Annotated in this window: 20 protein-coding genes, 4 tRNA genes and 1 pseudogene; 21 read left to right on the top strand and 4 right to left on the bottom strand. The window is 70.2% G+C overall.

Going from position 1 to position 22816, the window contains the following annotated elements:
- Positions 1-3 precede the first annotated feature (3 nt).
- The 4 genes and pseudogenes from MICAU_RS27715 to MICAU_RS27700 all read right to left on the bottom strand — a co-directional run bounded on the left by MICAU_RS27715 (position 4) and on the right by MICAU_RS27700 (position 3198).
- Positions 4-519, bottom strand: a complete 516-nt coding sequence (locus MICAU_RS27715) for a hypothetical protein (protein WP_013288660.1) — start codon at positions 517-519, stop codon at positions 4-6.
- A pseudogene (locus tag MICAU_RS27710) lies at positions 500-1005 on the bottom strand (SigE family RNA polymerase sigma factor). Before MICAU_RS27710 ends, MICAU_RS27715 begins: the two are co-directional and overlap by 20 nt.
- 65 nt (positions 1006-1070) lie before the next feature.
- Positions 1071-2525 carry an MFS transporter gene (locus tag MICAU_RS27705; RefSeq protein ID WP_013288658.1) on the bottom strand — a complete coding sequence of 485 codons (1455 nt, stop codon included), beginning with the start codon at positions 2523-2525 and terminating at the stop codon, positions 1071-1073.
- A gap of 178 nt (positions 2526-2703) precedes the next feature.
- Positions 2704-3198: a YajQ family cyclic di-GMP-binding protein gene (locus MICAU_RS27700; RefSeq protein WP_013288657.1), complete on the bottom strand. Its 495-nt coding sequence runs from the start codon at positions 3196-3198 to the stop codon at positions 2704-2706.
- A 147-nt stretch (positions 3199-3345) separates the two neighbouring features.
- Between MICAU_RS27700 and MICAU_RS27695 the strand changes: the two genes are divergently transcribed.
- The 21 genes from MICAU_RS27695 to MICAU_RS27600 all read left to right on the top strand — a co-directional run bounded on the left by MICAU_RS27695 (position 3346) and on the right by MICAU_RS27600 (position 22803).
- Positions 3346-3429: transfer RNA gene (locus MICAU_RS27695), tRNA-Tyr, on the top strand.
- A 104-nt stretch (positions 3430-3533) separates the two neighbouring features.
- Positions 3534-3893 (top strand): hypothetical protein, encoded by a 360-nt coding sequence (locus MICAU_RS27690; protein WP_013288656.1) that lies wholly within the window; start codon positions 3534-3536, stop codon positions 3891-3893.
- An 84-nt stretch (positions 3894-3977) separates the two neighbouring features.
- Positions 3978-4214 (top strand): hypothetical protein, encoded by a 237-nt coding sequence (locus tag MICAU_RS27685; RefSeq protein ID WP_013288655.1) that lies wholly within the window; start codon positions 3978-3980, stop codon positions 4212-4214.
- Between the two features lie 422 nt (positions 4215-4636).
- Positions 4637-4774: a hypothetical protein gene (locus tag MICAU_RS32790; RefSeq protein WP_013288654.1), complete on the top strand. Its 138-nt coding sequence runs from the start codon at positions 4637-4639 to the stop codon at positions 4772-4774.
- Positions 4775-4824: 50 nt separating this feature from the next.
- On the top strand, positions 4825-7347 hold the full coding sequence (locus tag MICAU_RS27680) for a putative bifunctional diguanylate cyclase/phosphodiesterase (protein WP_013288653.1): 2523 nt from the start codon (positions 4825-4827) through the stop codon (positions 7345-7347).
- A 96-nt stretch (positions 7348-7443) separates the two neighbouring features.
- A tRNA-Thr gene (locus tag MICAU_RS27675) sits at positions 7444-7516 on the top strand.
- Between the two features lie 25 nt (positions 7517-7541).
- A tRNA-Met gene (locus tag MICAU_RS27670) sits at positions 7542-7614 on the top strand.
- 132 nt (positions 7615-7746) lie between these two features.
- A complete protein-coding gene (gene rpmG, locus MICAU_RS27665) occupies positions 7747-7914 on the top strand; it encodes a 50S ribosomal protein L33 (protein WP_013288652.1) in 168 nt (55 codons plus the stop codon).
- A 120-nt stretch (positions 7915-8034) separates the two neighbouring features.
- Positions 8035-8481, top strand: a complete 447-nt coding sequence (locus MICAU_RS27660) for a MaoC family dehydratase N-terminal domain-containing protein (RefSeq protein WP_013288651.1) — start codon at positions 8035-8037, stop codon at positions 8479-8481.
- A 4-nt stretch (positions 8482-8485) separates the two neighbouring features.
- Entirely contained in the window at positions 8486-8878 is a 393-nt protein-coding gene (locus MICAU_RS27655) for a MaoC family dehydratase (protein ID WP_013288650.1), read from the top strand.
- Positions 8879-9005: 127 nt separating this feature from the next.
- Positions 9006-9078, top strand: a tRNA-Trp gene (locus MICAU_RS27650).
- A 213-nt stretch (positions 9079-9291) separates the two neighbouring features.
- Positions 9292-9684 carry a preprotein translocase subunit SecE gene (secE, locus tag MICAU_RS27645; RefSeq protein ID WP_013288649.1) on the top strand — a complete coding sequence of 131 codons (393 nt, stop codon included), beginning with the start codon at positions 9292-9294 and terminating at the stop codon, positions 9682-9684.
- Positions 9685-9719: 35 nt separating this feature from the next.
- The gene (gene nusG, locus MICAU_RS27640; RefSeq protein WP_013288648.1) at positions 9720-10442 is read left to right on the top strand and encodes a transcription termination/antitermination protein NusG; all 723 of its coding nucleotides are present in this window, start codon (positions 9720-9722) and stop codon (positions 10440-10442) included.
- Positions 10443-10630: 188 nt separating this feature from the next.
- The gene (gene rplK / locus MICAU_RS27635) at positions 10631-11062 is read left to right on the top strand and encodes a 50S ribosomal protein L11 (RefSeq protein WP_013288647.1); all 432 of its coding nucleotides are present in this window, start codon (positions 10631-10633) and stop codon (positions 11060-11062) included.
- An 88-nt stretch (positions 11063-11150) separates the two neighbouring features.
- Positions 11151-11867 (top strand): 50S ribosomal protein L1, encoded by a 717-nt coding sequence (rplA, locus tag MICAU_RS27630; protein ID WP_013288646.1) that lies wholly within the window; start codon positions 11151-11153, stop codon positions 11865-11867.
- Between the two features lie 82 nt (positions 11868-11949).
- The gene (locus MICAU_RS27625; protein ID WP_013288645.1) at positions 11950-12837 is read left to right on the top strand and encodes an ATP-binding cassette domain-containing protein; all 888 of its coding nucleotides are present in this window, start codon (positions 11950-11952) and stop codon (positions 12835-12837) included.
- Positions 12834-13523: a hypothetical protein gene (locus MICAU_RS27620; protein ID WP_013288644.1), complete on the top strand. Its 690-nt coding sequence runs from the start codon at positions 12834-12836 to the stop codon at positions 13521-13523. The genes MICAU_RS27625 and MICAU_RS27620 overlap by 4 nt, the downstream gene beginning before the upstream one ends.
- Before the next feature lie 316 nt (positions 13524-13839).
- Positions 13840-14388, top strand: coding sequence for a 50S ribosomal protein L10 (gene rplJ / locus MICAU_RS27615; RefSeq protein ID WP_013288643.1), 549 nt, complete (start codon positions 13840-13842; stop codon positions 14386-14388).
- Between the two features lie 54 nt (positions 14389-14442).
- Positions 14443-14829 carry a 50S ribosomal protein L7/L12 gene (gene rplL / locus MICAU_RS27610; protein ID WP_013288642.1) on the top strand — a complete coding sequence of 129 codons (387 nt, stop codon included), beginning with the start codon at positions 14443-14445 and terminating at the stop codon, positions 14827-14829.
- Positions 14830-15403: 574 nt separating this feature from the next.
- Positions 15404-18835, top strand: a complete 3432-nt coding sequence (gene rpoB / locus MICAU_RS27605; RefSeq protein WP_013288641.1) for a DNA-directed RNA polymerase subunit beta — start codon at positions 15404-15406, stop codon at positions 18833-18835.
- Between the two features lie 80 nt (positions 18836-18915).
- On the top strand, positions 18916-22803 hold the full coding sequence (locus MICAU_RS27600) for a DNA-directed RNA polymerase subunit beta' (RefSeq protein ID WP_013288640.1): 3888 nt from the start codon (positions 18916-18918) through the stop codon (positions 22801-22803).
- Positions 22804-22816: the final 13 nt, after the last annotated feature.

Genomic DNA, 22816 nt, shown 5'->3' with positions numbered 1-22816 from the left:
CGCTCACCCGCCGGCGGTCACCACCCGCTCCACCCCGGGCAGCTTCTCCACGGCGGCCCGGATCGGCGCCGGATCCTCACCCTGCGCGAGCAGCACCGACAGGACGACCCGGCCGTCGCCGTCCGGCCGGGCCGCGACCGTCCTGCCACCGCAGCGCAGCCCGGTGTCCCCGCGCGCCTGCCCGATCCGGTAGTCGACCTCCCCGATCTGCGGAGTGCCGGCGCCCGGCCGGAAGACGACGTCCAGCCGTACCGGAGGGTCGGCCTGACACGCGGCCGACGCCGCGGCGGACGGGGTGGCCGCGCCGCCGCCGGCCGGCATCGGCGTCGCCGGTCCGGACAGCGTCGCCATGGTCGCGGCACCGCCGGTGACTGTCACAGCGGCCACCCCCGCCAGAACCGCGGCCCGGCGCCGGCTCCTGGCACGCCCCCGTGCGCGCACCTCGGCCGCCGGGCTGAGCCGCAGCCCGGTCATGTCCTGCTCCAACTCCCGCAGAGCCTCACCAATGCGTGCCGACATCGACTTCCTCCTTGTCGTCGGTCAGTAGAACGGCGAGCGCGGCACGGCCCCGGGACAGGTACGACTTGACAGTCCCCTCCCGCATGCCTGTGGTCCGGGCGATCTCCGCCACCGGCAGGTCGTGGAGGTGGTGCAGGACGACGACCAGCCGTTGCGCGTCGGGCAGTCGCCGTAACGCCGCCAGCAACGCCACCCGGTCCGGTTGGGCCCGGGCGTCGGAGTCTCCCGGCCCAGCCGGGCCCGCGCGGCGAACCAGCGCCGCAGGCCGCGCCACCGGTTGGCCGTCAGGCGCCAGGCCACCGTCCGGACCCAGCCCTCCGGATCCTCGTACGCCCCGACTGTCGACCAGCGCTGCCAGGCCCGCGCGTACGCCTCCTGCGTCACGTCCTGCGCCTCGGCCAGGTCGCCGCAGAGGGCGTAGACGTGGTGCACGACCCGCCGCGCGGTCGCCGTGTAGAAGGCGTCGAAGTCCTCGGGGCCGTCCATGCCCACCTCCCGTGTCCGCTCTCACCACTCGACACCCCGATGCGGCTCCGGCGGTTGCACCCGGATCAGGACGCTCCGGGTCGTACCCGATCCGGCGCCTTCACCCGGCCGGGCCGGTCGCGCGGGCCCGTCGTCTGCGGTCCGGGCCGGTCGTGCGGGCCTGTCGTCTGTGGGCCGGGCCGGTCGTGCGGGCCCGCCGGCCCGGTCCGCTCTGTGTTCTGCGCTCCGGGGCGCGCGGCGGACACCGCGGCGACCAGACCCAGCGCGAGGATCGTCACCGCGCACGTCAGGAGCGTGGGACGTGCCCCGAACGCGGCGGTCGCCGGACCGCCGAGCATCGTGCCCAGCGGCACCGCCAGCACGGTGACCGCCCCGTTGGCCGCCAGCACACGGGGGAGGTCCACGGTGCCGGTGCGGCGCTGGAACAACGCCGTCGCGGTCGGCTGGTAGGGCGCCCAGACCAGGCCGGCGAGCGCGAACGCGGGCAGCGACAGGACGACCGGCGCGCCCAGGCCGAGCGGCATCAGCGCGGCGCCGAACAGCACCACGATGCCGGCGAGCGTGGTCCGCAGCGGCCGTCCGCGCAGGTGACCCGTGAGCAGCCCGCCGAGCAGGGAGCCGACGCCGAACGCGGTGTAGTAGGCCGCGAGCGTCCCGGCGGAGGCGTGCAGGTCGTCGGTGACGTGCACCGGCATGGCGACGTAGAACGGCCCGAAGAGGAAGAAGAACGCGAAGGTCAGCGCCAGCAGTCCGAGCAGCGACCGGTCCCGCCCGATGATCCGGAATCCCGACGTACGCGACGGTCCGGCCGTCGGGTTCTCGTGGCGGTCTCCGTCCTCGTGCTGGTCTCCGGCCTGGTGGCGGACGGCGGGCTCATGGTGGGCGCCTTCACGCCGGACGGCACCTTCACGGCGGACGGCCGGGACGACGAGGCGGTAGCTGACGGCCAGCACGGCGAAGCTGGCGGCGTCGACGGCGATCACCCACACCGCGCCGCCCCAGGCGATGAGCAGGCCGGCCAGCGGCGGGCCGACGATCGTCGCGGCCTGGCCGAACACGCCGAGAAGCGCGTTCGCGGCCAGGTGGTGCCGCTGCGGCAGCAGCTCGGCCACGAGCGTGAACCGGCCGGCCGACCCCCACGGGTGCAGCAGCGAGGACACCGCGAGCAGGGCGACGTAGAGACCGACGTCCAGCACCCCGGCGAGGTGGGCGACGGGGATCGCCCCCAACGCGGCGGCCCGCACCGTCGCGTCCCAGCCGGCGAGCTGCGCCCCGCTCCGTCCACCCAGCCACCGCCCGAGCAGCAGCGTGCCGGCCGCCCCCGGCAGCGTGTACGCGGCCACCGCGAATGCGGTCCACGTGCCGCGTTGCCCGGCGGGGGCGAGTTGCAGAGCCAGCCACGTCACCGCGACCAGGGCGAGCCCGTCACCGAGAGCGGATGTCGCGAGACCGGGCAGCAGCCGGCGCAGTACCGGTTGACCGAGCACCGGGCGATAGGGGAGAAGCATCGCGGGGGTCATGGCTCCCAGCCGACCGCACGACCGGCCCGTACCCCAAGGAAGTCGCCTGACGGCAGAAGGAACCGCAGCTGTTCGCGGCCGAGATGCAGGCCGCGCGTTCCGGCCACTGCGGATGCCTGATCCCGCACCGTGGCAGGTGACCATGCCGGTCACCTGCCACGCGACTCGATCGTCGTGCCTACCGGTAGTTGGTGAACTGGAGCGCCAGACCGAAGTCCTCGCCCTTGAGCAGGGCGATGACGGTCTGGAGGTCGTCCTTCTTCTTGCCGGTGACGCGGAGCTGGTCGCCCTGGATCTGCGCCTGCACGCCCTTCGGGCCCTCGTCGCGGATCTTCTTGCTGATCGCCTTGGCCTTGTCCGAGTCGATGCCCTGCACCACCTTGGCGTCGATCTTGAAAATCTTGCCCGACTGACGGGGCTCGCCGGCGTCGAGCGACTTCAGCGAGATGTTCCGCTTGACCAGCTTCTCCTTGAAGACGTCCAGCGCGGCCCGGACCCGCTCCTCGGTCTCCGCCTGGAGGCTGATCGCCTCCTCGCCCGACCAGGAGATCTCCGCGCCGGTGCCGCGGAAGTCGAACCGCGTCGAGAGCTCCTTCTCCGACTGGCGGACGGCGTTGTCGACCTCCTGCCGGTCGACCTTGCTCACGATGTCGAACGACGGGTTCGCTGCCATGCTCATGCTCCTGCTGTCCGGCGGTCTGTCCTGGTCCGTCCCGCGCTGACCAGCGTGGGACCTCCTGACGGTACCCGGTTGCGGCAGTGCCGGGGGCAACCGCTATCCTTGCTTCCGCCGCCGCGTTGCGACGTGGTGGTGTGCCCTGGCGGGTTGCCCGAGCGGCCAATGGGAGCGGACTGTAAATCCGTCGCGAAAGCTTCAGAGGTTCGAATCCTCTACCCGCCACCAGGTGCAAGAACGGCCCCGTGAGTTGCGAAAACGCGCTCCGGGGCCATTCTCGTTCAGGCCGCGACACTCGTCAGCCCTGTCGGCTTGCGCCGTTAAGCTGAGCCATGATCGAAGCGGGCAGCCGCATGCGCGGTCAAGCGCCTCCGCCGGCCGTCGTCTTCGAGGCGCTGACCGAGCCCGACCGCGACCCGGCACGCCCGTGGCTGCGGTTGCTCGACGACGAACAGCGACCGCAGATCCTGCGCCGCGAACGCCCGAACCTGGTCGTCTGGTCATCGCTGTGGTCGAAGCGACCCGACGCGCAGGTGCGCTTCGATCTCGCGTCCGACGGGCATCAAGGCACTCTGCTTCGGTGGACGCTGCTGCTCGCCGAGCCTCTTCCCGACCCCTCGCTGCTCGGGCATCTGCGTAGGCGACTGAACGAGCTGATCAACGCGAATCTGCGGTACACCTTCGGCCAGTAGCCGTGCGACCGGTCCGCCGGGCCGCGTCCTCCGGCGGACGGGCCGGTAGATCGATACTGGGTCGTGGATCAGGATGAGGTTCGGGTGCTGGCGACCGCCGAGTTCACCAGACGGATGCGCGCCGGCAAGCCCCGAGGCGGGTTCCAGATCGACGACTGGCAGATCTCCGAGCCGTACGAAGCGCAGGTGCGAGGACTCCGCGGAACCGAGCGCCTGCTGGTCGTCGACTTCGTCCCCCGTGGCGAGACCCGAGCCCGGGGGCACTGCAAGCTCAGCGTGGCGGTCGATCCGGACACCGGCGTGACGGACATGCTCAGATGACGTACGCCGAAGGCGCTGGACGCCCCTGGTGAGCCCACTGAGCGGTTCCGGCGTGAATGAGCGAATCATCCTCTGGCGTTCATGACAGGGGCAGGTATGGTGGTCAATGCCCGCGGGTCCGGTGGTGGTCCACCGGGCGGATCGGCCAGGTCGAGCCGGCCGGGCGACCCAGGGTTGGTGGTGTGGGGTTTCGCGTGACTTGATCCCCTTCGTGGGTGAAGGTGGGAATCCGCAATGGACGAAGCGGCTGACGTCCCTTCACCCCCATGACCTGGCTGCGTGTCGTGGGTGGCCGGGCCGAACGGCGGAACCTGACAGCTACTCGGGCTGGGCGGGTCCTCTCCGCTTTTCTGCCCCTCAGGCTTGTGGCACGATCGGGAAACCTTCACCATCCCTGTGGCAATCTCCCGACAGGAGCAATCATGTCTGGTCGAACGCTGGGCCGGCTGCTTGGCTCGCTCCTCGTGCTCGCCGCCATCGCAGGCGCCTTCGGCATCCTCCCCGGCACCAGTAGCGCGCAACTCGCCGACATCGTCTGGACGATGGACGCCCCGCGCTGAATCATCGAGTCGCCCGCCGGCCGGCGGACGACGTCTCGGGTAGGAGGGGCATGGCAAGCCAGGGCCGACCTCGTAGGTCAACGGAACGTGCCTGGCTCGTCACCGCCCCTCTGGCGCTGCTGGCGGTGGTCTTCAGCACCTGCATCGCCCTGGTGGCGGACCACCCGTTCGGCAAGTGGCCGCTCGCCTTCGTGTTCTTCGTCGTCATGGCGGGGATCAGCTTCGCGGTGCTGAACGTCTACGTCCGGCGCCAGTCGGTGGGCGTGACGCTCACCGAGGTGCCACTGATCGTGGCGCTCTACTTCCTGCCGCCCTTGAGTGTCGTACTGATCTACACGCTCTCGGTGCTGATCTGGAGTGCCTCGCACCGCTTCGGCGCGGCGAAGCTCTGGTTCAACGTCGCCAAGGCCGCCGCCGCCACCTCGCTGGCCAGCCTCGTACTCCTGGCGCTGCCGCCGCTGCGCGGTGTCGGGCCGGGGACCTGGGGCTCGCTGTTCCTCGCCGTCTGCGTGGTCACGCTGGTCAGCCTCGTGAGCGTGGTCGGTGTGCACGTGCTGCTCCAGGGCTGGCAGGCCGGGCGGGACGCGCTGCGCAGCATGCCGACCGCTCTGCTCACCGCCGCCATCAACGTGGCGATCGGCCTGCTCGTCCTGATCGCCCTGAAGACGACGTGGTGGTCGGCGCTGCTGCTCGCCGCCCTCTTCAGCGGCCTGGTCCTGGTCTACCGCTCCTACTCCCAGTTCTTCCGCCAGCACCGCACGCTGGCCGGGATGTACGAGCTCACCCGCCTTCTCGCCTCCGGCACCGAGCGGTCACTCGCCGACATCCTCCTCGACCGGGTACGCGCGCTGATGCAGGCCGAGTACGCGACGCTCTGGCTGCCCGCCCAGGGCCGGCATCCCGAGGTGCTGCTCACCGCCCGGGTGGACACCCCCGGCCTGCTTGACCTGGCGCCCACCCCGGCGAGCCTGCGCCAGCAGGTGCACAAGAAGGGTCGTACCCTCTCGATCGGCCGCTGGCTCGGCGGCGATCCGGCGTTGCGGCAGGCCGCGGGGGAGGAGCGGGTCAAGGACGCCATCGTGGTGCCGCTGCGCTCCGGCCAGGCCGTGATCGGCACGCTGGAGGTGACCAACCGGCTCAGCGACATCGGCCACTTCGCCCCCGGCGACATCCCCGTCTTCGAGACGGTCGCCGCGCACGCCGCTGTGGCGCTGGAGAACTCCCGCCTGGTCGACCGGCTGCGGCACGACGCCGACCACGACGCGCTCACCGGCCTGCCCAACCGGCGGCGCCTCACCTCGTCGGTGGCGGAGGCGGTCAAGATCCGCGCCCCGGGTGAGGTGGTGGCGCTGCTGCTCTTCGACGTGGACCGGCTCCGCCAGGTGAACGAGTCGCTGGGTCACGCCGCCGGCGACAAGGTGCTCATGGAGGTGGCCGAGCGGCTGCGCTCCTGCGCGCCCTCCTCGGCGCTCGTCGGCCGGGCCGGCGGTGACGAGTTCCTGGTGACGCTCCGGCTGGAGAGCACCGAGGCGGCCCTGGAACTGGCGGCCCAGCTGCGGGAGCAGATCCGCGACGAGATGGTCTTCGACGCGCTCACCCTGGACGTGGACACGGTCGTCGGGGTGGCCGTGCACCCGGACCACGGCAGCGACGCGGTGGCGCTGCTGCAACGCGTCGACTTGGCCGCCACCGCGGCCAAGTCGGTACCGGGCAGCGTGCAGCTCTACAGCCCGGCGCTGGAGTCGCGGTCGCTGCGCCGGCTCGGCCTCGCCGGCGACCTGCAACGCGCGCTGGACGAGGGCGAGCTGGAGGTCTACTTCCAGCCCAAGGTCACGTTGCGGGACCGCCGCCTGGTGGGCGTGGAGTGCCTGGCCCGGTGGGAGCACCCGGCGCACGGCAGTGTCGCCCCGGACGACTTCGTGGCGGTGGCCGAGCACACCGGCCAGCTCGGCCGGCTCACCGAGTTCGTGCTCCGGGAGAGCCTGCGGCGCAGCCGCGACTGGAGCCACGGCGAACAGCCGCTGTCCGTCGCGGTCAACCTCGCCGCGCGTACGCTCACCGACCAGCACTTCCCGGCGCTGGTACGCGACCTGCTGGCCGAGTACGGCGTACCGCCGCAGCGGCTGACGCTGGAGGTCACCGAGGCGGGTGTCCTGGACGGCACCGAACGTCCCATACCCACCCTGCGCAGCCTGCGTGACCTCGGTGTCCGCCTCTCGGTGGACGACTTCGGCACGGGTAACTCGTCGCTGGCGCAACTGCGCCGGCTGCCTGTGCACGAGGTGAAGGTGGACCGGTCGTTCGTGCAGGGCATGGCGACCGATCCGGGCGACCTGGCGATCGTCAACGCGGTGGTGACGCTGTCGCAGCAGTTCGGCCTGGCGGTGGTGGCCGAGGGCGTGGAGAGCGAGCTGACGCTGGAGCTGCTCCAGGACATCGGCTGTGAGATCGGCCAGGGATTCCTGTTCAGCCGCCCTCTGCCGTACGAGCGGCTGGAGGCCTGGTTCGGCGCCCAGGTCGACCCGGAGACGGTGGTCGCGGGGGAGCTGCCGCGCCTGCGAGTGGTGCCCTGACCAGGGCGGACACGCACCCGGGGGATCCGATTTCACCTGCGCGACGCGGTCGTGTACTGTTTCCCCTGCGCGACACCCCCCGGGGTGATCGGGCAGGCCCCCTTAGCTCAGTCGGCAGAGCGTCTCCATGGTAAGGAGAAGGTCTACGGTTCGATTCCGTAAGGGGGCTCAGAGGGTCCGGCTGGACCCGCCACGGCGGTGTAGCTCAGATGGCAGAGCAAGCGGCTCATAATCGCTGTGTCGCCGGTTCAAGTCCGGCCACCGCTACTCTCGTCCTCCGGGCCCAGCCCGGTGGCCGGTGGGATGGGCGCCACAGGCGCCCACTTTGCATGTCCGCGTCGTCAGCGCGTACGCTGACACGCCGTAGTTGATATCCGTGAGCGAGGAAGGCACTCCGCCGTGGCGAAGGCGACCGATGTCCGGCCGAAGATCACTTTGGCGTGTGTGGAGTGCAAGGAGCGCAACTACATCACGCGTAAGAACCGCCGTAACGACCCGGACCGCATCGAGCTGAAGAAGTTCTGCCCCCGGGACGGCAAGCACACCGTCCACCGCGAGACCCGCTGACCGCGGCCGGCGCAGCCGGCACCGCAACAGCTTCTCGAACGCCGATCCACCTGACGGGTGGCCTCCGGGCCGCCCGACCGGGCGGATCGGCGTTCGTGTTTTCCGTGTAGGTTCGGCGGCATGTCCCTGGACCCGTCCTTCGTCGGCCGGACGTACCCGCCGACCGCCCCCTACCAGGTGGGCCGAGAAAAGATCCGCGAGTTCGCCACCGCCGTCGGCGCCACCGACCCGGTCCACCACGACCCGGAGGCGGCCCGGGCGCTCGGCCACCCCGACGTGGTGGCGCCGCCGACGTTCCCCGTGGTCGTCACCATGTCGGCCAGCCGGCAGATCGTCGAGGACCCGGCGCTCGGCGTCGACTACAGCCGTGTGGTGCACGGCGACCAGCGGTTCGCGTACACCCGGCCGGTGGTGGCCGGGGACGAGCTGGTGTGCGTGAACACCATCGAGGAGGTCACCACCCGGGGCGGGCACGGCTTCCTGACCACCCGCACGGACGTGAGCACGGTGGACGGTGAGCCGGTGGTCGCCGTGTGGTCCAAGATCGTCGTACGCGGGGAGGCCTGAGGACATGGAGCTGCCCACCCAGACGTACCGGGTGACCCGCGCGGACCTGGTCCGCTACGCGGGCGCCTCGGGCGACTTCAACCCGATCCACTGGAGCGACCGCACCGCCACCGGCGTCGGGCTGCCGGGCGTCATCGCCCACGGCATGTTCACCATGGCGCTGGTCGGCCGGGCGGTGGCCGGCTGGGCCGGCGCGCCGGACGCGGTGGTGGACTTCGGCGTCCGGTTCACCCGCCCGGTGGTCGTCCCGGACACCGAAGAGGGCACCGAGATCGAGGTGTCAGCGGTGGTCAAGGAGGTCACCGAAGAGGGCCTGACCAGGCTCGACATCACCGCCACCTGCCAGGGTGAGAAGGTGCTGTCGCAGGCTCGGGCACTGATCCGCACGACGCGCTGAGGGTTCGCCCGACGCGCGAGGGGCAGACCGGTTGGGAAAGTCGCACGACTACCCGTACACTGGTCCGCCGTGGGGCAAGTGACCCCCGCTCGGCACAGCGTGTCCGGGTGGAGGTGAGTTGCCGCACAGGGGTGTAGCTCAATTGGCAGAGCAGCGGTCTCCAAAACCGCAGGCTGCAGGTTCAAGTCCTGTCACCCCTGCGCCTCAGGCCTGACCGTTCCGTGGGTCGCGCCGCCCTCACCGGCGGCGTCCGGCCCGTGGTGGTGGCATCGGTGGGGTGGTTCCGAGGCGTTCGGGCCCTCCCGGCCGGTCCGCCGGCCGCGGCCCGTCGCGGGACGGTTGGTCCGGCCGGCGTGACCAACACGCCGCGCACGCCGCCCGGCGTGCGACCCCATACCCGCACGGAGGGCGAAGTGGCCGAGAGCAAGCGCCGCGGCGAGGACGACGGCGACGAGCGTCTGAACGACGACGCGACCGTCGACGACGTGGCCGACGACGACGCCACCGACGCGGACGAGCCGGTCGCCCGGGGTGGCACCGCGACCCGCAAGCGGGCGCAGGCCGAGCCGGCCGAGGGCCGGAAGACCCGCAAGGACACCGAGCGGATCGGGCTGTTCGCCCGCATCGCGCGGTTCTTCCGCGAGGTCGTGGCAGAGCTGCGTAAGGTCATCTGGCCGACCCGCAAGGAGCTGCTGACCTACACGGCCGTGGTGGTCACCTTCGTCGCGGTGATGCTGGCGATCGTGGCCGGCCTGGACTACGGCTTCGCCAAGGCGGTGCTGTGGGTCTTCGGCGAGTCCAGCTGACCTGCGGACAGCGATACTGACGGAAGTGAGCGAGCGTGCCTGAGTACGACGAGACCGCCGGAACCCCGGACGAGCAGTCCACGGTGGCGACGGCGGCCAACAACGAGTCGGTCGAGGCCGCCAGCGAGCCGGAGTTCCCGACCACCGAGCCGGCCCCGGACGAGGACTTCGACCCGGTCGCCGAGCTGCGCCAGAAGCTGCGTTACGCGCCCGGCGACTGGTACGTGGTGCACTCGTACGCCGGCTACGAGAACAAGGTCAAGACCAACCTCGAGACCCGGATCACCTCCCTCGACATGGAGGACTTCATCTACCAGGTCGAGGTGCCGACCCGGGAAGAGGTCGAGGTCAAGAACGGCAAGCGGTCGCAGGTCCAGGCGAAGGTCTTCCCGGGCTACATCCTGGTCCGGATGGAGCTGACCGCCGAGTCCTACTCCTGCGTCCGGAACACCCCGGGGGTCACCGGCTTCGTCGGCGCGACCGACCGGGCCGACCGGCCGGCGCCGCTGAGCCTCGACGAGGTGCTCAAGTGGCTGGCCCCGGCGGTCGAGACCGAGCAGAAGAAGGCCAAGCCCGAGATCAAGGTCCTCGACTTCGAGGTCGGCGACTCGGTCACCGTCACCGACGGCGCGTTCGCGTCGCTGCCGGCGACGATCAGCGAGATCAACGCCGACCAGCAGAAGCTCAAGGTGCTGGTGTCGATCTTCGGCCGGGAGACGCCGGTCGAGCTGAACTTCAACCAGGTCGCCAAGATCTGACGTACGTCGGCACCGGCGGCCCGCCCCTTCCCGGGGTGGCCGCCGGTGCGCCGTTTCGCCATCCGCCGACCTCGGCGCGGGGGGTGGCCGACGGCTGCGCTACCCTAGAACGTCGGCTGTCCGCACCGTGCTGACCGTGCGCGCCCGCGGACCGGCGAGAATCCCAGTTCCAAGCCCCAGGAAGAGACATGCCTCCGAAGAAGAAGCTCGTCAAGACGTTCACGCTTCAGCTGCCGGCGGGCCAGGCCACGCCGGCGCCGCCGGTCGGCCCCGCGCTCGGCCAGCACGGCGTGAACATCATGGAGTTCTGCAAGTCCTACAACGCGCAGACCGAGTCCCAGCGGGGCGACATCGTCCCCGCCGAGATCAGCGTCTACGAGGACCGCACGTTCACCTTCGTGCTGAAGACCCCGCCCGCCGCCCGGCTGCTGATCAAGGCCGCCGGCGTGCAGAAGGGCTCGGGCGTCCCGCACAAGGAGAAGGTCGGCTCGGTCACCCGCGCCCAGCTGCGCGAGATCGCCGAGAAGAAGATGGCGGACCTCAACGCCAACGACATCGACCAGGCCGAGAAGATCATCGCCGGCACCGCCCGGTCGATGGGCCTGACCGTCGCCGACTGATCTCGCTCCACCGCTCCACCCGATCTTTCTGTTCGTGGGAGGGCCGCGTACGCCGCGCGCCCGCCAGAGACCACAGGAGTCACCAGAAATGCAGCGCAGCAAGAGCTACCGCAAGGCCGCCGATGTCATCGACCGGTCGAAGCTCTACACCCCGGTCGAGGCCGTCAAGCTGGCCAAGGAGACCACCAACGTCAAGTTCGACGCCACGGTCGAGGTCGCGATGCGCCTCGGCGTCGACCCCCGCAAGGCGGACCAGATGGTCCGCGGCACGGTCAACCTGCCGCACGGCACCGGTAAGACCGCCCGCGTGATCGTCTTCGCCGCCGGCGCGAAGGCCGAGGAGGCCGTCGCCGCGGGTGCGGACGAGGTGGGCACCGACGAGCTGGTCGCCCGTATCCAGGGCGGTTGGCTGGACTTCGACGCGGCGATCGCCACGCCCGACCAGATGGCCAAGATCGGCCGGATCGCGCGGATCCTGGGCCCGCGCGGTCTGATGCCGAACCCGAAGACCGGCACCGTGACCATGGACGTCACCAAGGCCGTCTCGGACATCAAGGGCGGTAAGATCACCTTCCGGGTGGACAAGCACTCCAACCTGCACCTGATCATCGGCAAGGCCTCCTTCTCCGAGAACCAGCTGGTGGACAACTACGCCGCGGTGCTGGACGAGGTGCTGCGGGCCAAGCCGTCCGCGGCCAAGGGCACGTACCTCAAGAAGGTCACCCTCACCACCACCATGGGCCCGGGCGTACCGGTCGACCCGAAGGTCGTGAAGAACTTCCAGGAGGGCTCGGCCGAGGGCTGAGCACGCGTACTCCCGAACGGGGCTCCGCCACCACGTCGTGGCGGGGCCCCGTTCGTCTGTCCGGTGTGGCACTCTCGGGCGCATGCGGCTCGACGGCGTCTGGCTCCGCTACCACAGGCACGGCCCGTGGGTGCTGCGGCAGGTCGACGTCGCGATCGGCCCGGGTGAGGCAGCGGTCGTGCTCGGCCGCAACGGCGCCGGCAAGTCCACTCTGCTCCAGCTGGCCGCCGGGGTGCTGCGCCCGAGCCGGGGCCGGGTCGCCGACCGGCCGCCGGTCGTCGGCTGGGTGCCGGAGCGCTTCCCCGCCGACCAGCCGTTCACAGTCGGGGCGTACCTGTCCGCCATGGGCCGCGTCGCCGGCCTGCCCGGTCCCGCCACCGACCGGGCGGTGCGCCACTGGGTGGAGCGACTGGGCCTGACCCGCTTCCACGACGTGCGCCTGCCGCGGCTGTCCAAGGGCACCGCGCAGAAGGTCGGCCTGGCGCAGGCACTGCTGCGCCCGCCCGGCCTGCTGGTGCTCGACGAGCCCTGGGAGGGGCTGGACGCCACCGCCCGGGAGTCGGTCCCCGAGATCATCGGCGAGGTGCTGGCCGACGGCGGCACGGTGCTGGTCAGCGACCACCGCGGCGAGACGGTCCGGCTCCCCGGAGCCCGGCACCTGTCGGTCACCGACGGCACGGTGACCGAGGAGGCGTCGTCGGGCGGCGCGGCCGTCGCCGTGGTCGAGCTGGCGGTCCCGGCCGCCGGGCTGGCCACCGCCGTCGCCCGCCTGCGCGCCGACGGCCATCAGATCCTTCGGGTACGCGAACACGCCGTCCCGCCCCCGGCCACGCACCCGGTGCCGGCCTCCGCCGGGCCGTCGGGCACCGGCGGGTCGGTCGGCGCGTCCGCCGCTGGTTCCCCGGACCAGGCCGGTGCCGAGGCCGGGGACTCCGCCCGGCCCGGGCCGGCGCCGGAGGTGGCCCGGTGATCGCGCTGGTCCGGCTGCGGCTGGCCGGCTTCGTGCGTACCGGACGGGCGCTGGCGCCGGTGCTGGCCGGCCTGCTCGTCCTCGGCGTCCTCTACGGCGGTGGCCGGGCCCGGCCGGCGGAGGCCTACGGCGTCTCCGCCGTGGTGCTGTTCCCGGTGCTGGCCTGGCAGACCAAGATCCTGCTGGACGTGGAACCCGACGTGCAGCGCCGGATGGCCCGGGTGGTGGCCGGCCCGGCCCGGGAGCGGGCGGCCGGGCTGCTCGCGGCGCTGGTGGCCGGGCTCGCCGTGGTGCTCGTCGCGCTGGCGCTGCCGTGGCCGCTCGGCGGGGTCACCGCGACCGTCGGGCCGGGGGAGCGGCCGGTGCTCCTCGGGGTGGCGCTCGGGCTCTGGGCCCACCTGCTCTCGCTGCCGGCTGCGGTGGCGCTCGGCGCGCTGGCGAGCCGGGCCGTGACCCGCAGCGCCGGCTACGGGGTCGCCGTGCTGGTCACGGGCGCGGTCGGGGTCGTGGTGCTCGGGCTCTCCGGCTCGGTCGCGCCCTGGATGGTCCCGCCGGTCATGGCGACCGCGCGGGCGGTCACCGGGCCGGTCGCGGCCGGGGCCGGTCTGCTGCTCACCGGCTGGGCCCTGGCCTGGACGGCGGTGGCGCTGACCGGCTACGCCTGGGCGCGGCGCACCCGGGCCTGAGCCCTGGTGACCGGGAGCACCTCCGGCGATTTGGTGCTGCGGCGCACGTCGCGTAACCTGGTGCGGTAGTTCCACCCAAAGACCGCTGGTCACCGTGCTCCGGCACGGTCGAAGGTCCCGCGACGACGGGCGACCCGCGCAGGGCGGTAAGCGAAACTCGGTTTCACGCACGGTCCGCCGACTGTGCCCGTGTCCCCGGCCCTCGCCCCGTGCGCCCTGCGCCGGGGCTTTTTCGTTGTCGTGATGCCTCCGCCGCCGTCGTCGAGCCTCGGCTCGCCGCCGGCGTACCAGCTCCGAGCAACGAGAGAGGAGGGACATGGCGGACAAGCCGATCCGGGCCGACAAGGCCACGGCCGTCGCCGAGCTGACCGAGAGCTTCCGCAACGCGGGAGCGACCGTGCTGACCGAGTACCGCGGGCTCACGGTTTCGCAGCTCACCCAGCTGCGGCGCTCGCTCGGCAAGGAGACCAGCTACACGGTCGCGAAGAACACGCTTGCCAAGCGTGCCGCGGCCGATGCGGGCATCTCCGGGCTCGACGAGCTGTTCTCCGGTCCTACCGCGCTGACTTTCGTTTCGGGCGACGTCGTCGAGGCGGCGAAGGGGCTTCGCGACTTCGCGAAGGCCAACCCGAAGCTCGTCATCAAGGGCGGTGTCTTCGAGGGCAAGGCCATTTCCGCGGCCGAGGTCACGAAGCTCGCCGACCTGGAGTCCCGCGAGGTGCTGCTGGCCAAGCTGGCCGGCGCCATGAAGGGCAACCTGAGCAAGGCCGCGGCCCTGTTCCAGGCTCCGCTCTCCAAGGCCGCCCGCGCGGCGGCCGCCCTGGCGGACAAGAAGCGCGAGCAGGAGGGCGCCGAGGCGGCCTGAGGCCCTCCCGGCGCACCACGTTCTTAGTTTTCATTGCGAGAAAGGACGCCAGACATGGCGAAGCTCAGCACCGACGAGCTGCTCGACGCGTTCAAGGAGATGACGCTGATCGAGCTCTCCGAGTTCGTGAAGCAGTTCGAGGAGACCTTCGAGGTCACCGCCGCCGCTCCGGTCGCCGTCGCCGGCCCGGCCGGTCCGGGTGCCCCGGCCGCCGAGGCCGAGCCGGAGAAGGACGAGTTCGACGTCATCCTCGACGCCGACGGTGGCAAGAAGATCCAGGTCATCAAGGTCGTGCGCGAGCTGACCGGCCTGGGCCTCAAGGAGGCCAAGGACCTGGTCGAGGCCGCTCCGAAGGCCGTCCTGGAGAAGGCCAACAAGGAGACCGCCGAGAAGGCCAAGGCCAAGCTCGAGGGCGAGGGCGCCAAGGTCACCCTCAAGTGACCTTGCTCCACCTGACGCGCGTCCGGCTCACGTGAGCCGGGGCACATCGCGTCGCGGCGGGCGGTGATCCGGGAGACCGGGTCACCGCCCGCCGTGTTGGTGCCGCCCGCCGGCGAACGGCGTGAGCAGGGCGTACAGCGTCCTCTCATCGGCCGGTCAGCGACGTCTGTCGGTAGCCCGTCGGTGGGAAAGACACCCCGAGCAGTAACCGGCCCTTGACGCGGCACGGGCCTGCCAGGCACGCTGAACATCAGCAAGACCTTCCGCGCTTGCAACGGCCGCCTCTCGGGTAAGGCAACGGCAGCACCGCCGCCGCGGCTCCCGAGCGGACCGGCAGGAGCGTCGCGTTCCGAGCGGCCCGGTCGACCCGGTTTTCCGAGGTCCCAGGGCTTGTTCCGCGACGACCTGCGGGGTGGGCTGGACAGCGGTTAGCCTCTCGGCTACACTGCTAGTTTGCGCTGCCTTCCGACTTGACCCCTGCTCGGAAATGTCCGATTGTGGATATTTCTGGTGGGGTCATTGGAGTGCACGCGTACCAGCCGTTCTGCAGCACCGGTCCTCGGAAGGACGCATCTTGGCAGCTTCCCGCCCTGCGAAGACCAGTCGTACGTCGAGCGCATTCGCGCCCCGCCGAGTTTCTTTCGGTCGGATCACCGAACACCTCGAGGTCCCCAACCTCCTCGCCATCCAGAACGAGTCCTTCGACTGGCTCGTCGGCAACGAGGCTTGGCAGGGCCGGTCGGCGGACGACCCGCACGCACGCTCGGGTCTCGCGGAGATCCTCGACGAGATCAGTCCCATTGAGGACTTCTCCGGCACCATGTCGCTCTCCTTCTCGGCTCCGCGCTTCGACGAGGTCAAGGCCTCGATCGAGGAGTGCAAGGAGAAGGACCTGACCTACTGCGCGCCGCTGTTCGTGACCGCGGAGTTCACCAACAACACCACTGGCGAGATCAAGAGCCAGACGGTGTTCATGGGTGACTTCCCGATGATGACGCCGAAGGGCACCTTCATCATCAACGGCACCGAGCGCGTCGTGGTCAGCCAGCTCGTCCGCTCGCCGGGCGTGTACTTCGACAAGCAGCCGGACAAGACCTCCGACCGCGACCTCTCCAGCGTCAAGGTCATCCCGAGCCGGGGTGCCTGGCTGGAGTTCGACATCGACAAGCGCGACACGGTCGGCGTTCGCATCGACCGCAAGCGCCGCCAGGCCGTCACCGTCCTGCTCAAGGCCATCGGGTGGTCCGCCGAGCGCATCCGTGAGAAGTTCGGCTGGTCCGAGCTCATGATGACCACGCTCGAGAAGGACCACATCGCCGGCCAGGACGAGGCCCTGCTCGACATCTACCGGAAGCTCCGCCCTGGCGAGCCGCCGACCCGTGAGAACGCCCAGACCCTGCTCGACAACCTCTTCTTCAACCCGAAGCGGTACGACGTCGCCAAGGTCGGGCGCTACAAGTTCAACAAGAAGCTCGAGCTGGACGTGCCGATCACCACCGGCACGCTCACCGAGGACGACATCGTCGCCACCGTGGAATACCTCTGCCGGCTGCACGCCGGTGAGGAGGGCTACGAGGCCGACGACATCGACCACTTCGGCAACCGTCGCCTGCGTACCGTGGGCGAGCTGATCCAGAACCAGGTCCGGGTGGGTCTCTCCCGGATGGAGCGGGTCGTCCGCGAGCGGATGACCACCCAGGACGTCGAGGCGATCACGCCGCAGACCCTGATCAACATCCGCCCGGTGGTGGCGGCGATCAAGGAGTTCTTCGGTACGTCGCAGCTGTCCCAGTTCATGGACCAGACCAACCCGCTGGCGGGCCTGACCCACCGGCGCCGGCTGAGCGCGCTCGGCCCGGGTGGTCTGTCCCGCGAGCGGGCCGGCTTCGAGGTCCGGGACGTGCACCCGTCCCACTACGGCCGGATGTGCCCGATCGAGACGCCGGAAGGCCCGAACATCGGCCTGATCGGCGCCCTGTCCACGTTCGCCCGGGTCAACCCGTTCGGCTTCATCGAGACGCCGTACCGGAAGGTCATCGACGGCCGGGTCACCGACCAGATCGACTACCTGACCGCGGACGAGGAGGACCGGTTCGTCAAGGCGCAGGCAAACGCCCCGCTGAAGTCGGACGGCACCTTCGCCGAGGACCGCGTCCTGGTCCGCCGTAAGGGCGGCGAGACCGAGGACGTCGCGCCGGGCGCCGTGGACTACATGGACGTGTCGCCGCGGCAGATGACCTCGGTCGCCACCGCGATGATCCCGTTCCTGGAGCACGACGACGCCAACCGCGCGCTCATGGGTGCGAACATGCAGCGTCAGGCGGTGCCGCTGGTCAAGGCCGAGGCTCCGCTGGTCGGTACGGGCATGGAGTACCGCGCCGCGGTCGACGCCGGTGACGTCGTCGTCGCCGAGGTCGGCGGTGTGGTCGAGGACCTGTGCGCGGACTACATCACCGTCCACCAGGACGACGGCCACCGCCGTACGTACCTGCTGCACAAGTTCCGCCGCTCCAACGCCGGCTCCTGCGTCAACCAGAAGCCGGTCGTCTTCGAGGGCGACCGCGTCGAGGCCGGTCAGGTCATCGCCGACGGTCCGTGCACCGACGAGGGCGAGATGGCGCTCGGACGCAACCTGCTGGTGGCGTTCATGTGCTGGGAGGGCCACAACTACGAGGACGCGATCATCCTGTCGCAGCGCCTCGTGCAGCAGGACGTGCTCACCTCGATCCACATCGAGGAGCACGAGGTCGACGCCCGGGACACCAAGCTCGGCCCGGAGGAGATCACCCGCGACATCCCGAACGTCAGCGAGGAGATGCTCGCCGACCTCGACGAGCGCGGCATCATCCGGATCGGCGCCGAGGTCGTCCCCGGCGACATCCTGGTCGGCAAGGTCACCCCGAAGGGTGAGACCGAGCTGACCCCCGAGGAGCGGCTGCTCCGCGCGATCTTCGGCGAGAAGGCGCGCGAGGTCCGGGACACCTCGCTGAAGGTGCCGCACGGCGAGACCGGCACGGTCATCGGTGTGCGTACCTTCTCCCGCGAGGACGGCGACGAGCTGCCCCCGGGCGTGAACGAGCTGGTCCGGGTCTACGTGGCCCAGAAGCGCAAGATCCAGGACGGTGACAAGCTCGCGGGCCGCCACGGCAACAAGGGCGTCATCTCCAAGATCCTGCCGATCGAGGACATGCCGTTCCTGGAGGACGGCACCCCGGTCGACATCGTGCTGAACCCGCTCGGTGTGCCGTCCCGGATGAACATCGGCCAGGTCCTGGAGACCCACCTCGGGTGGGTTGCCAAGACCGGCTGGAGCGTGGACGGCGACGACGCCGAGTGGAAGCGCCAGCTCCGCTCGATCAACGCGCACGAGTCCGAGCCGGACACCAACGTGGCCACGCCGGTCTTCGACGGTGCCCGCGAGGAGGAGATCTCCGGTCTGCTGGCGTCGACCCTGCCCAACCGGGACGGCAACCAGCTCATCGGGGGCAGCGGCAAGGCGCAGCTGTTCGACGGTCGTTCCGGCGAGCCGCTGCCCGACCCGATCGCGGTCGGCTACGTCTACATCCTGAAGCTCAACCACCTGGTCGACGACAAGATCCACGCCCGGTCGACCGGCCCGTACTCGATGATCACGCAGCAGCCGCTGGGTGGTAAGGCGCAGTTCGGTGGCCAGCGCTTCGGTGAGATGGAGTGCTGGGCCATGCAGGCGTACGGCGCCGCCTACGCCCTGCAGGAGCTGCTGACCATCAAGTCCGACGACGTCCTGGGCCGGGTCAAGGTCTACGAGGCGATCGTCAAGGGCGAGAACATCCCCGAGCCGGGCATCCCGGAGTCGTTCAAGGTGCTGCTCAAGGAGCTGCAGTCGCTGTGCCTCAACGTCGAGGTGCTCTCCAGCGACGGTGTGGCCCTGGAGATGCGCGAGACCGACGACGAGGTGTTCCGGGCGGCGGAGGAGCTGGGCATCGACCTGTCCCGGCGCGAGCCGAGCTCGGTCGAAGAGGTCTGAGGTGGTGATCCGGGGCAGGGTCACCCTGCCCCGGATCCCACTCGTTAGCTAGCAGTACAGACGACGACATAGGGGACATAGTGCTCGACGTCAACTTCTTCGACGAGCTGCGCATCGGCCTCGCCACCGCTGACGACATCCGTCAGTGGTCCCACGGCGAGGTCAAGAAGCCCGAGACCATCAACTACCGCACCCTCAAGCCGGAGAAGGACGGGCTCTTCTGCGAGAAGATCTTCGGTCCGCAGCGGGACTGGGAGTGCTACTGCGGTAAGTACAAGCGGGTCCGCTTCAAGGGCATCATCTGCGAGCGCTGCGGCGTCGAGGTGACCCGCTCCAAGGTTCGCCGGGAGCGGATGGGTCACATCGAGCTGGCCGCTCCGGTGACCCACATCTGGTACTTCAAGGGCGTGCCGAGCCGGCTGGGCTACCTGCTGGACCTCGCCCCGAAGGATCTCGAGAAGATCATCTACTTCGCCTCGTACGTCGTGACGAGCGTGGACGCCGAAGCGCGTCACCGCGACCTCTCGACCATCGAGAACGAGATCCTGGCCGAGAAGCGGCAGGCCGAGAACAGCCGCGACTCGGAGATCGAGAAGCGGGCCGCCAAGCTGGAGGCCGACCTGGCCGAGCTGGAGGCCGAGGGCGCGAAGGCGGACGTCCGGCGCAAGGTCAAGGAGGGCGGAGAGCGCGAGATGCGCCAGATCCGCGACCGGGCCCAGCGCGAGATCGACCGCCTCGACGAGGTCCTCGACACCTTCCGCAAGCTGGAGCCGAAGCAGCTGGTCACCGACGAGCTGCTCTACCGCGAGCTGCGCGACCGCTTCGGTGAGTACTTCACCGGCAGCATGGGCGCCGAGGCGATCAAGGCCCTGGTCCAGAACATGGACCTGGAGGCCGAGGCGGAGAACCTGCGCGAGACCATCCGCTCCGGCAAGGGCCAGCGGAAGATCCGTGCGCTCAAGCGGCTCAAGGTCGTCGCGGCGTTCCAGAACACCCGCAACTCGCCGCTCGGCATGGTGCTGGACTGCGTCCCGGTCATCCCGCCGGACCTGCGCCCGATGGTGCAGCTCGACGGTGGCCGCTTCGCGACCTCCGACCTGAACGACCTGTACCGGCGTGTGATCAACCGGAACAACCGCCTCAAGCGGCTGATCGACCTCGGCGCGCCCGAGATCATCGTCAACAACGAGAAGCGGATGCTTCAGGAGGCCGTCGACGCGCTGTTCGACAACGGCCGCCGTGGCCGTCCGGTCACCGGCCCGGGTAACCGGCCGCTGAAGTCGCTGTCCGACATGCTCAAGGGCAAGCAGGGCCGGTTCCGCCAGAACCTGCTGGGCAAGCGCGTCGACTACTCCGGCCGTTCGGTCATCGTGGTCGGCCCGAAGCTCAAGCTGCACCAGTGCGGCCTGCCCAAGCAGATGGCGCTGGAGCTGTTCAAGCCGTTCGTGATGAAGCGGCTGGTCGACCTCAACCACGCGCAGAACATCAAGTCCGCCAAGCGGATGGTCGAGCGGCAGCGGCCGGTCGTGTGGGACGTGCTGGAAGAGGTCATCGGCGAGCACCCGGTTCTGCTGAACCGCGCGCCGACCCTGCACCGTCTGGGCATCCAGGCCTTCGAGCCGCAGCTGGTCGAGGGCAAGGCCATCCAGATCCACCCGCTGGTCTGCACCGCGTTCAACGCCGACTTCGACGGTGACCAGATGGCGGTCCACGTGCCGCTGTCCGCCGAGGCCCAGGCCGAGGCGCGGATCCTGATGCTGTCGTCGAACAACATCCTCAAGCCGGCCGACGGCAAGCCGGTCACCATGCCGACCCAGGACATGGTCATCGGTCTGTACCACCTCACCCACCTCACCCCGGGTGGCAAGGGCGAGGGCCGGGCGTTCAGCTCGGACGCCGAGGCGCGGATGGCGTACGACAACGGCGAGCTGCACCTGCAGACGCCGGTCCGGATCCGGCTGCGCGACGTGGTCGGTGTGGACAACGGCGCCGGCGCCGAGCCGTGGACCGCCCCCGAGGGCTGGACCGAGGGCGAGCCGGTGACCGTGGAGACCACGCTGGGCCGGGTCCTGTTCAACGAGACGCTGCCCCCGGGCTACCGCTTCGTGAACTACGAGATCCGCAAGGGCCAGCTCTCCGCGATCGTCAACGACCTCGCCGAGCGCTTCCCGAAGGTGGCCCTGGCGGCCACCCTGGACGGGCTCAAGGAGGCCGGTTTCCACTGGGCCACCTGGTCCGGCGTCACCATCGGCATGGAGGACGTCATCGCTCCGCCGCGCAAGCGGGAGATCCTGGAGCGGTACGAGAAGGAAGCCGACCGGATCGACAAGCAGTACCAGCGTGGTCTGATGACCGCCGAGGAGCGCCGCGGCGAGCTCATCGAGATCTGGACCAAGGCGACCAACGAGGTCGCCAAGGAGATGGACACCGCGCTGCCGCAGGAGAACCCGCTGTGGAAGATGATCAACTCGGGTGCCCGCGGTAACCTGCTCCAGCTCCGGCAGATCGCGGCGATCCGTGGTCTGGTGGCCAACCCGAAGGGCGAGATCATCCCGCGGCCGATCAAGGCCAGCTACCGGGAGGGTCTGTCCGTGCTGGAGTACTTCATCTCCACGCACGGTGCCCGCAAGGGTCTCGCGGACACCGCCCTGCGTACCGCCGACTCGGGTTACCTGACCCGGCGTCTGGTGGACGTCTCGCAGGACGTCATCATCCGCGAGGAGGACTGCGGCACCGACCGCGCCATCCCGATGCAGGTCGGTGAGCGCATCGACGGCAAGCTGGTCGTGCACGAGCACGCCGAGACCAGCGTGCACGCCCGGACGCTCGCCGACGACATCAAGGGGCCGGACGGCACCGTGGTGGCCCACCGCGGCCAGGACATCAACTCGATCCTGGTGGACGCGATCGTCGCCGCCGGGACCGAGACGGTGCGGGTGCGCAGCGTGCTCACCTGCGAGTCGAAGCTGGGCGTCTGCGGTGCGTGCTACGGCCGCTCGCTGCCGACCGGCAAGACCGTGGACGTCGGCGAGGCGGTCGGCATCATCGCCGCCCAGTCGATCGGTGAGCCGGGCACGCAGCTGACGATGCGTACCTTCCACACCGGTGGTGTCGCGGGTGAGGACATCACCCAGGGTCTGCCCCGTGTCCAGGAGATCTTCGAGGCCCGGGTGCCGAAGGGTAAGGCGCCCATCGCCGACACCCCGGGTCGCATCCGGATCGAGGACGGCGAGCGGTCCCGCAAGATCGTGGTCATCCCGGACGACGGCAGCGACGAGATCGTGTACGACAAGATCTCGAAGCGGGTCCGGCTCCGGGCGCACGACGGCGACCACGTCGAGGTCGGCGAGAAGCTCACCGAGGGCACCATCGACCCGCACGAGCTGCTGCGCATCCTCGGCCCGCGCGCGGTCCAGGTCCACCTGACCCAGGAGGTCCAGGAGGTCTACCGCTCGCAGGGTGTGCTCATCCACGACAAGCACATCGAGATCATCATCCGCCAGATGCTCAAGCGAGTGACTGTGATCGACTCCGGCTCGACCGAGTTCCTGCCGGGCGTGCTGGTCGACCGGGCGCTGTTCGAGTCGGAGAACCGCCGGCTCGTCGGCGAGGGTGGCGAGCCCGCCGCCGGTCGCCCGGTGCTGATGGGTATCACCAAGGCCTCGCTGGCCACCGACTCCTGGCTGTCGGCGGCCTCCTTCCAGGAGACCACCCGGGTGCTGACGGACGCGGCGATCCACGCCCGCAGCGACTCGCTGATCGGCCTCAAGGAGAACGTGATCATCGGTAAGCTCATCCCGGCCGGTACGGGCATCAGCAAGTACCGCAACGTCCGGGTCGAGCCGACCGAGGAGGCGAAGGCCAAGGTCTACTCGATGACCGGCTACCCGGAGACCGACTACGGCTTCGGGCCGGCCAGCGGCCAGGCGGTTCCGCTGGACGACTTCGACTTCGGGTCGTACCGCTAAGCAGTAGGAAACG

The organism is Micromonospora aurantiaca ATCC 27029 (assembly GCF_000145235.1).
Taxonomy (GTDB): domain Bacteria; phylum Actinomycetota; class Actinomycetes; order Mycobacteriales; family Micromonosporaceae; genus Micromonospora; species Micromonospora aurantiaca.
This window is presented reverse-complemented; position numbering and strand designations above follow the sequence as displayed.

Excerpts from the sequence above, each read along its gene's own strand:
- MICAU_RS27715 (WP_013288660.1), bottom strand. The coding sequence starts at position 519 with ATGTCGGCACGCATTGGTGAGGCTCTGCGGGAGTTGGAGCAGGACATG.
- MICAU_RS27705 (WP_013288658.1), bottom strand. The coding sequence starts at position 2,525 with ATGACCCCCGCGATGCTTCTCCCCTATCGCCCGGTGCTCGGTCAACCG.
- MICAU_RS27700 (WP_013288657.1), bottom strand. The coding sequence starts at position 3,198 with ATGGCAGCGAACCCGTCGTTCGACATCGTGAGCAAGGTCGACCGGCAG.
- MICAU_RS27690 (WP_013288656.1), top strand. The coding sequence starts at position 3,534 with ATGATCGAAGCGGGCAGCCGCATGCGCGGTCAAGCGCCTCCGCCGGCC.
- MICAU_RS32790 (WP_013288654.1), top strand. The coding sequence starts at position 4,637 with ATGTCTGGTCGAACGCTGGGCCGGCTGCTTGGCTCGCTCCTCGTGCTC.
- MICAU_RS27680 (WP_013288653.1), top strand. The coding sequence starts at position 4,825 with ATGGCAAGCCAGGGCCGACCTCGTAGGTCAACGGAACGTGCCTGGCTC.
- MICAU_RS27660 (WP_013288651.1), top strand. The coding sequence starts at position 8,035 with ATGTCCCTGGACCCGTCCTTCGTCGGCCGGACGTACCCGCCGACCGCC.
- MICAU_RS27655 (WP_013288650.1), top strand. The coding sequence starts at position 8,486 with ATGGAGCTGCCCACCCAGACGTACCGGGTGACCCGCGCGGACCTGGTC.
- rplK (WP_013288647.1), top strand. The coding sequence starts at position 10,631 with ATGCCTCCGAAGAAGAAGCTCGTCAAGACGTTCACGCTTCAGCTGCCG.
- rplA (WP_013288646.1), top strand. The coding sequence starts at position 11,151 with ATGCAGCGCAGCAAGAGCTACCGCAAGGCCGCCGATGTCATCGACCGG.
- MICAU_RS27625 (WP_013288645.1), top strand. The coding sequence starts at position 11,950 with ATGCGGCTCGACGGCGTCTGGCTCCGCTACCACAGGCACGGCCCGTGG.
- rplJ (WP_013288643.1), top strand. The coding sequence starts at position 13,840 with ATGGCGGACAAGCCGATCCGGGCCGACAAGGCCACGGCCGTCGCCGAG.
- rplL (WP_013288642.1), top strand. The coding sequence starts at position 14,443 with ATGGCGAAGCTCAGCACCGACGAGCTGCTCGACGCGTTCAAGGAGATG.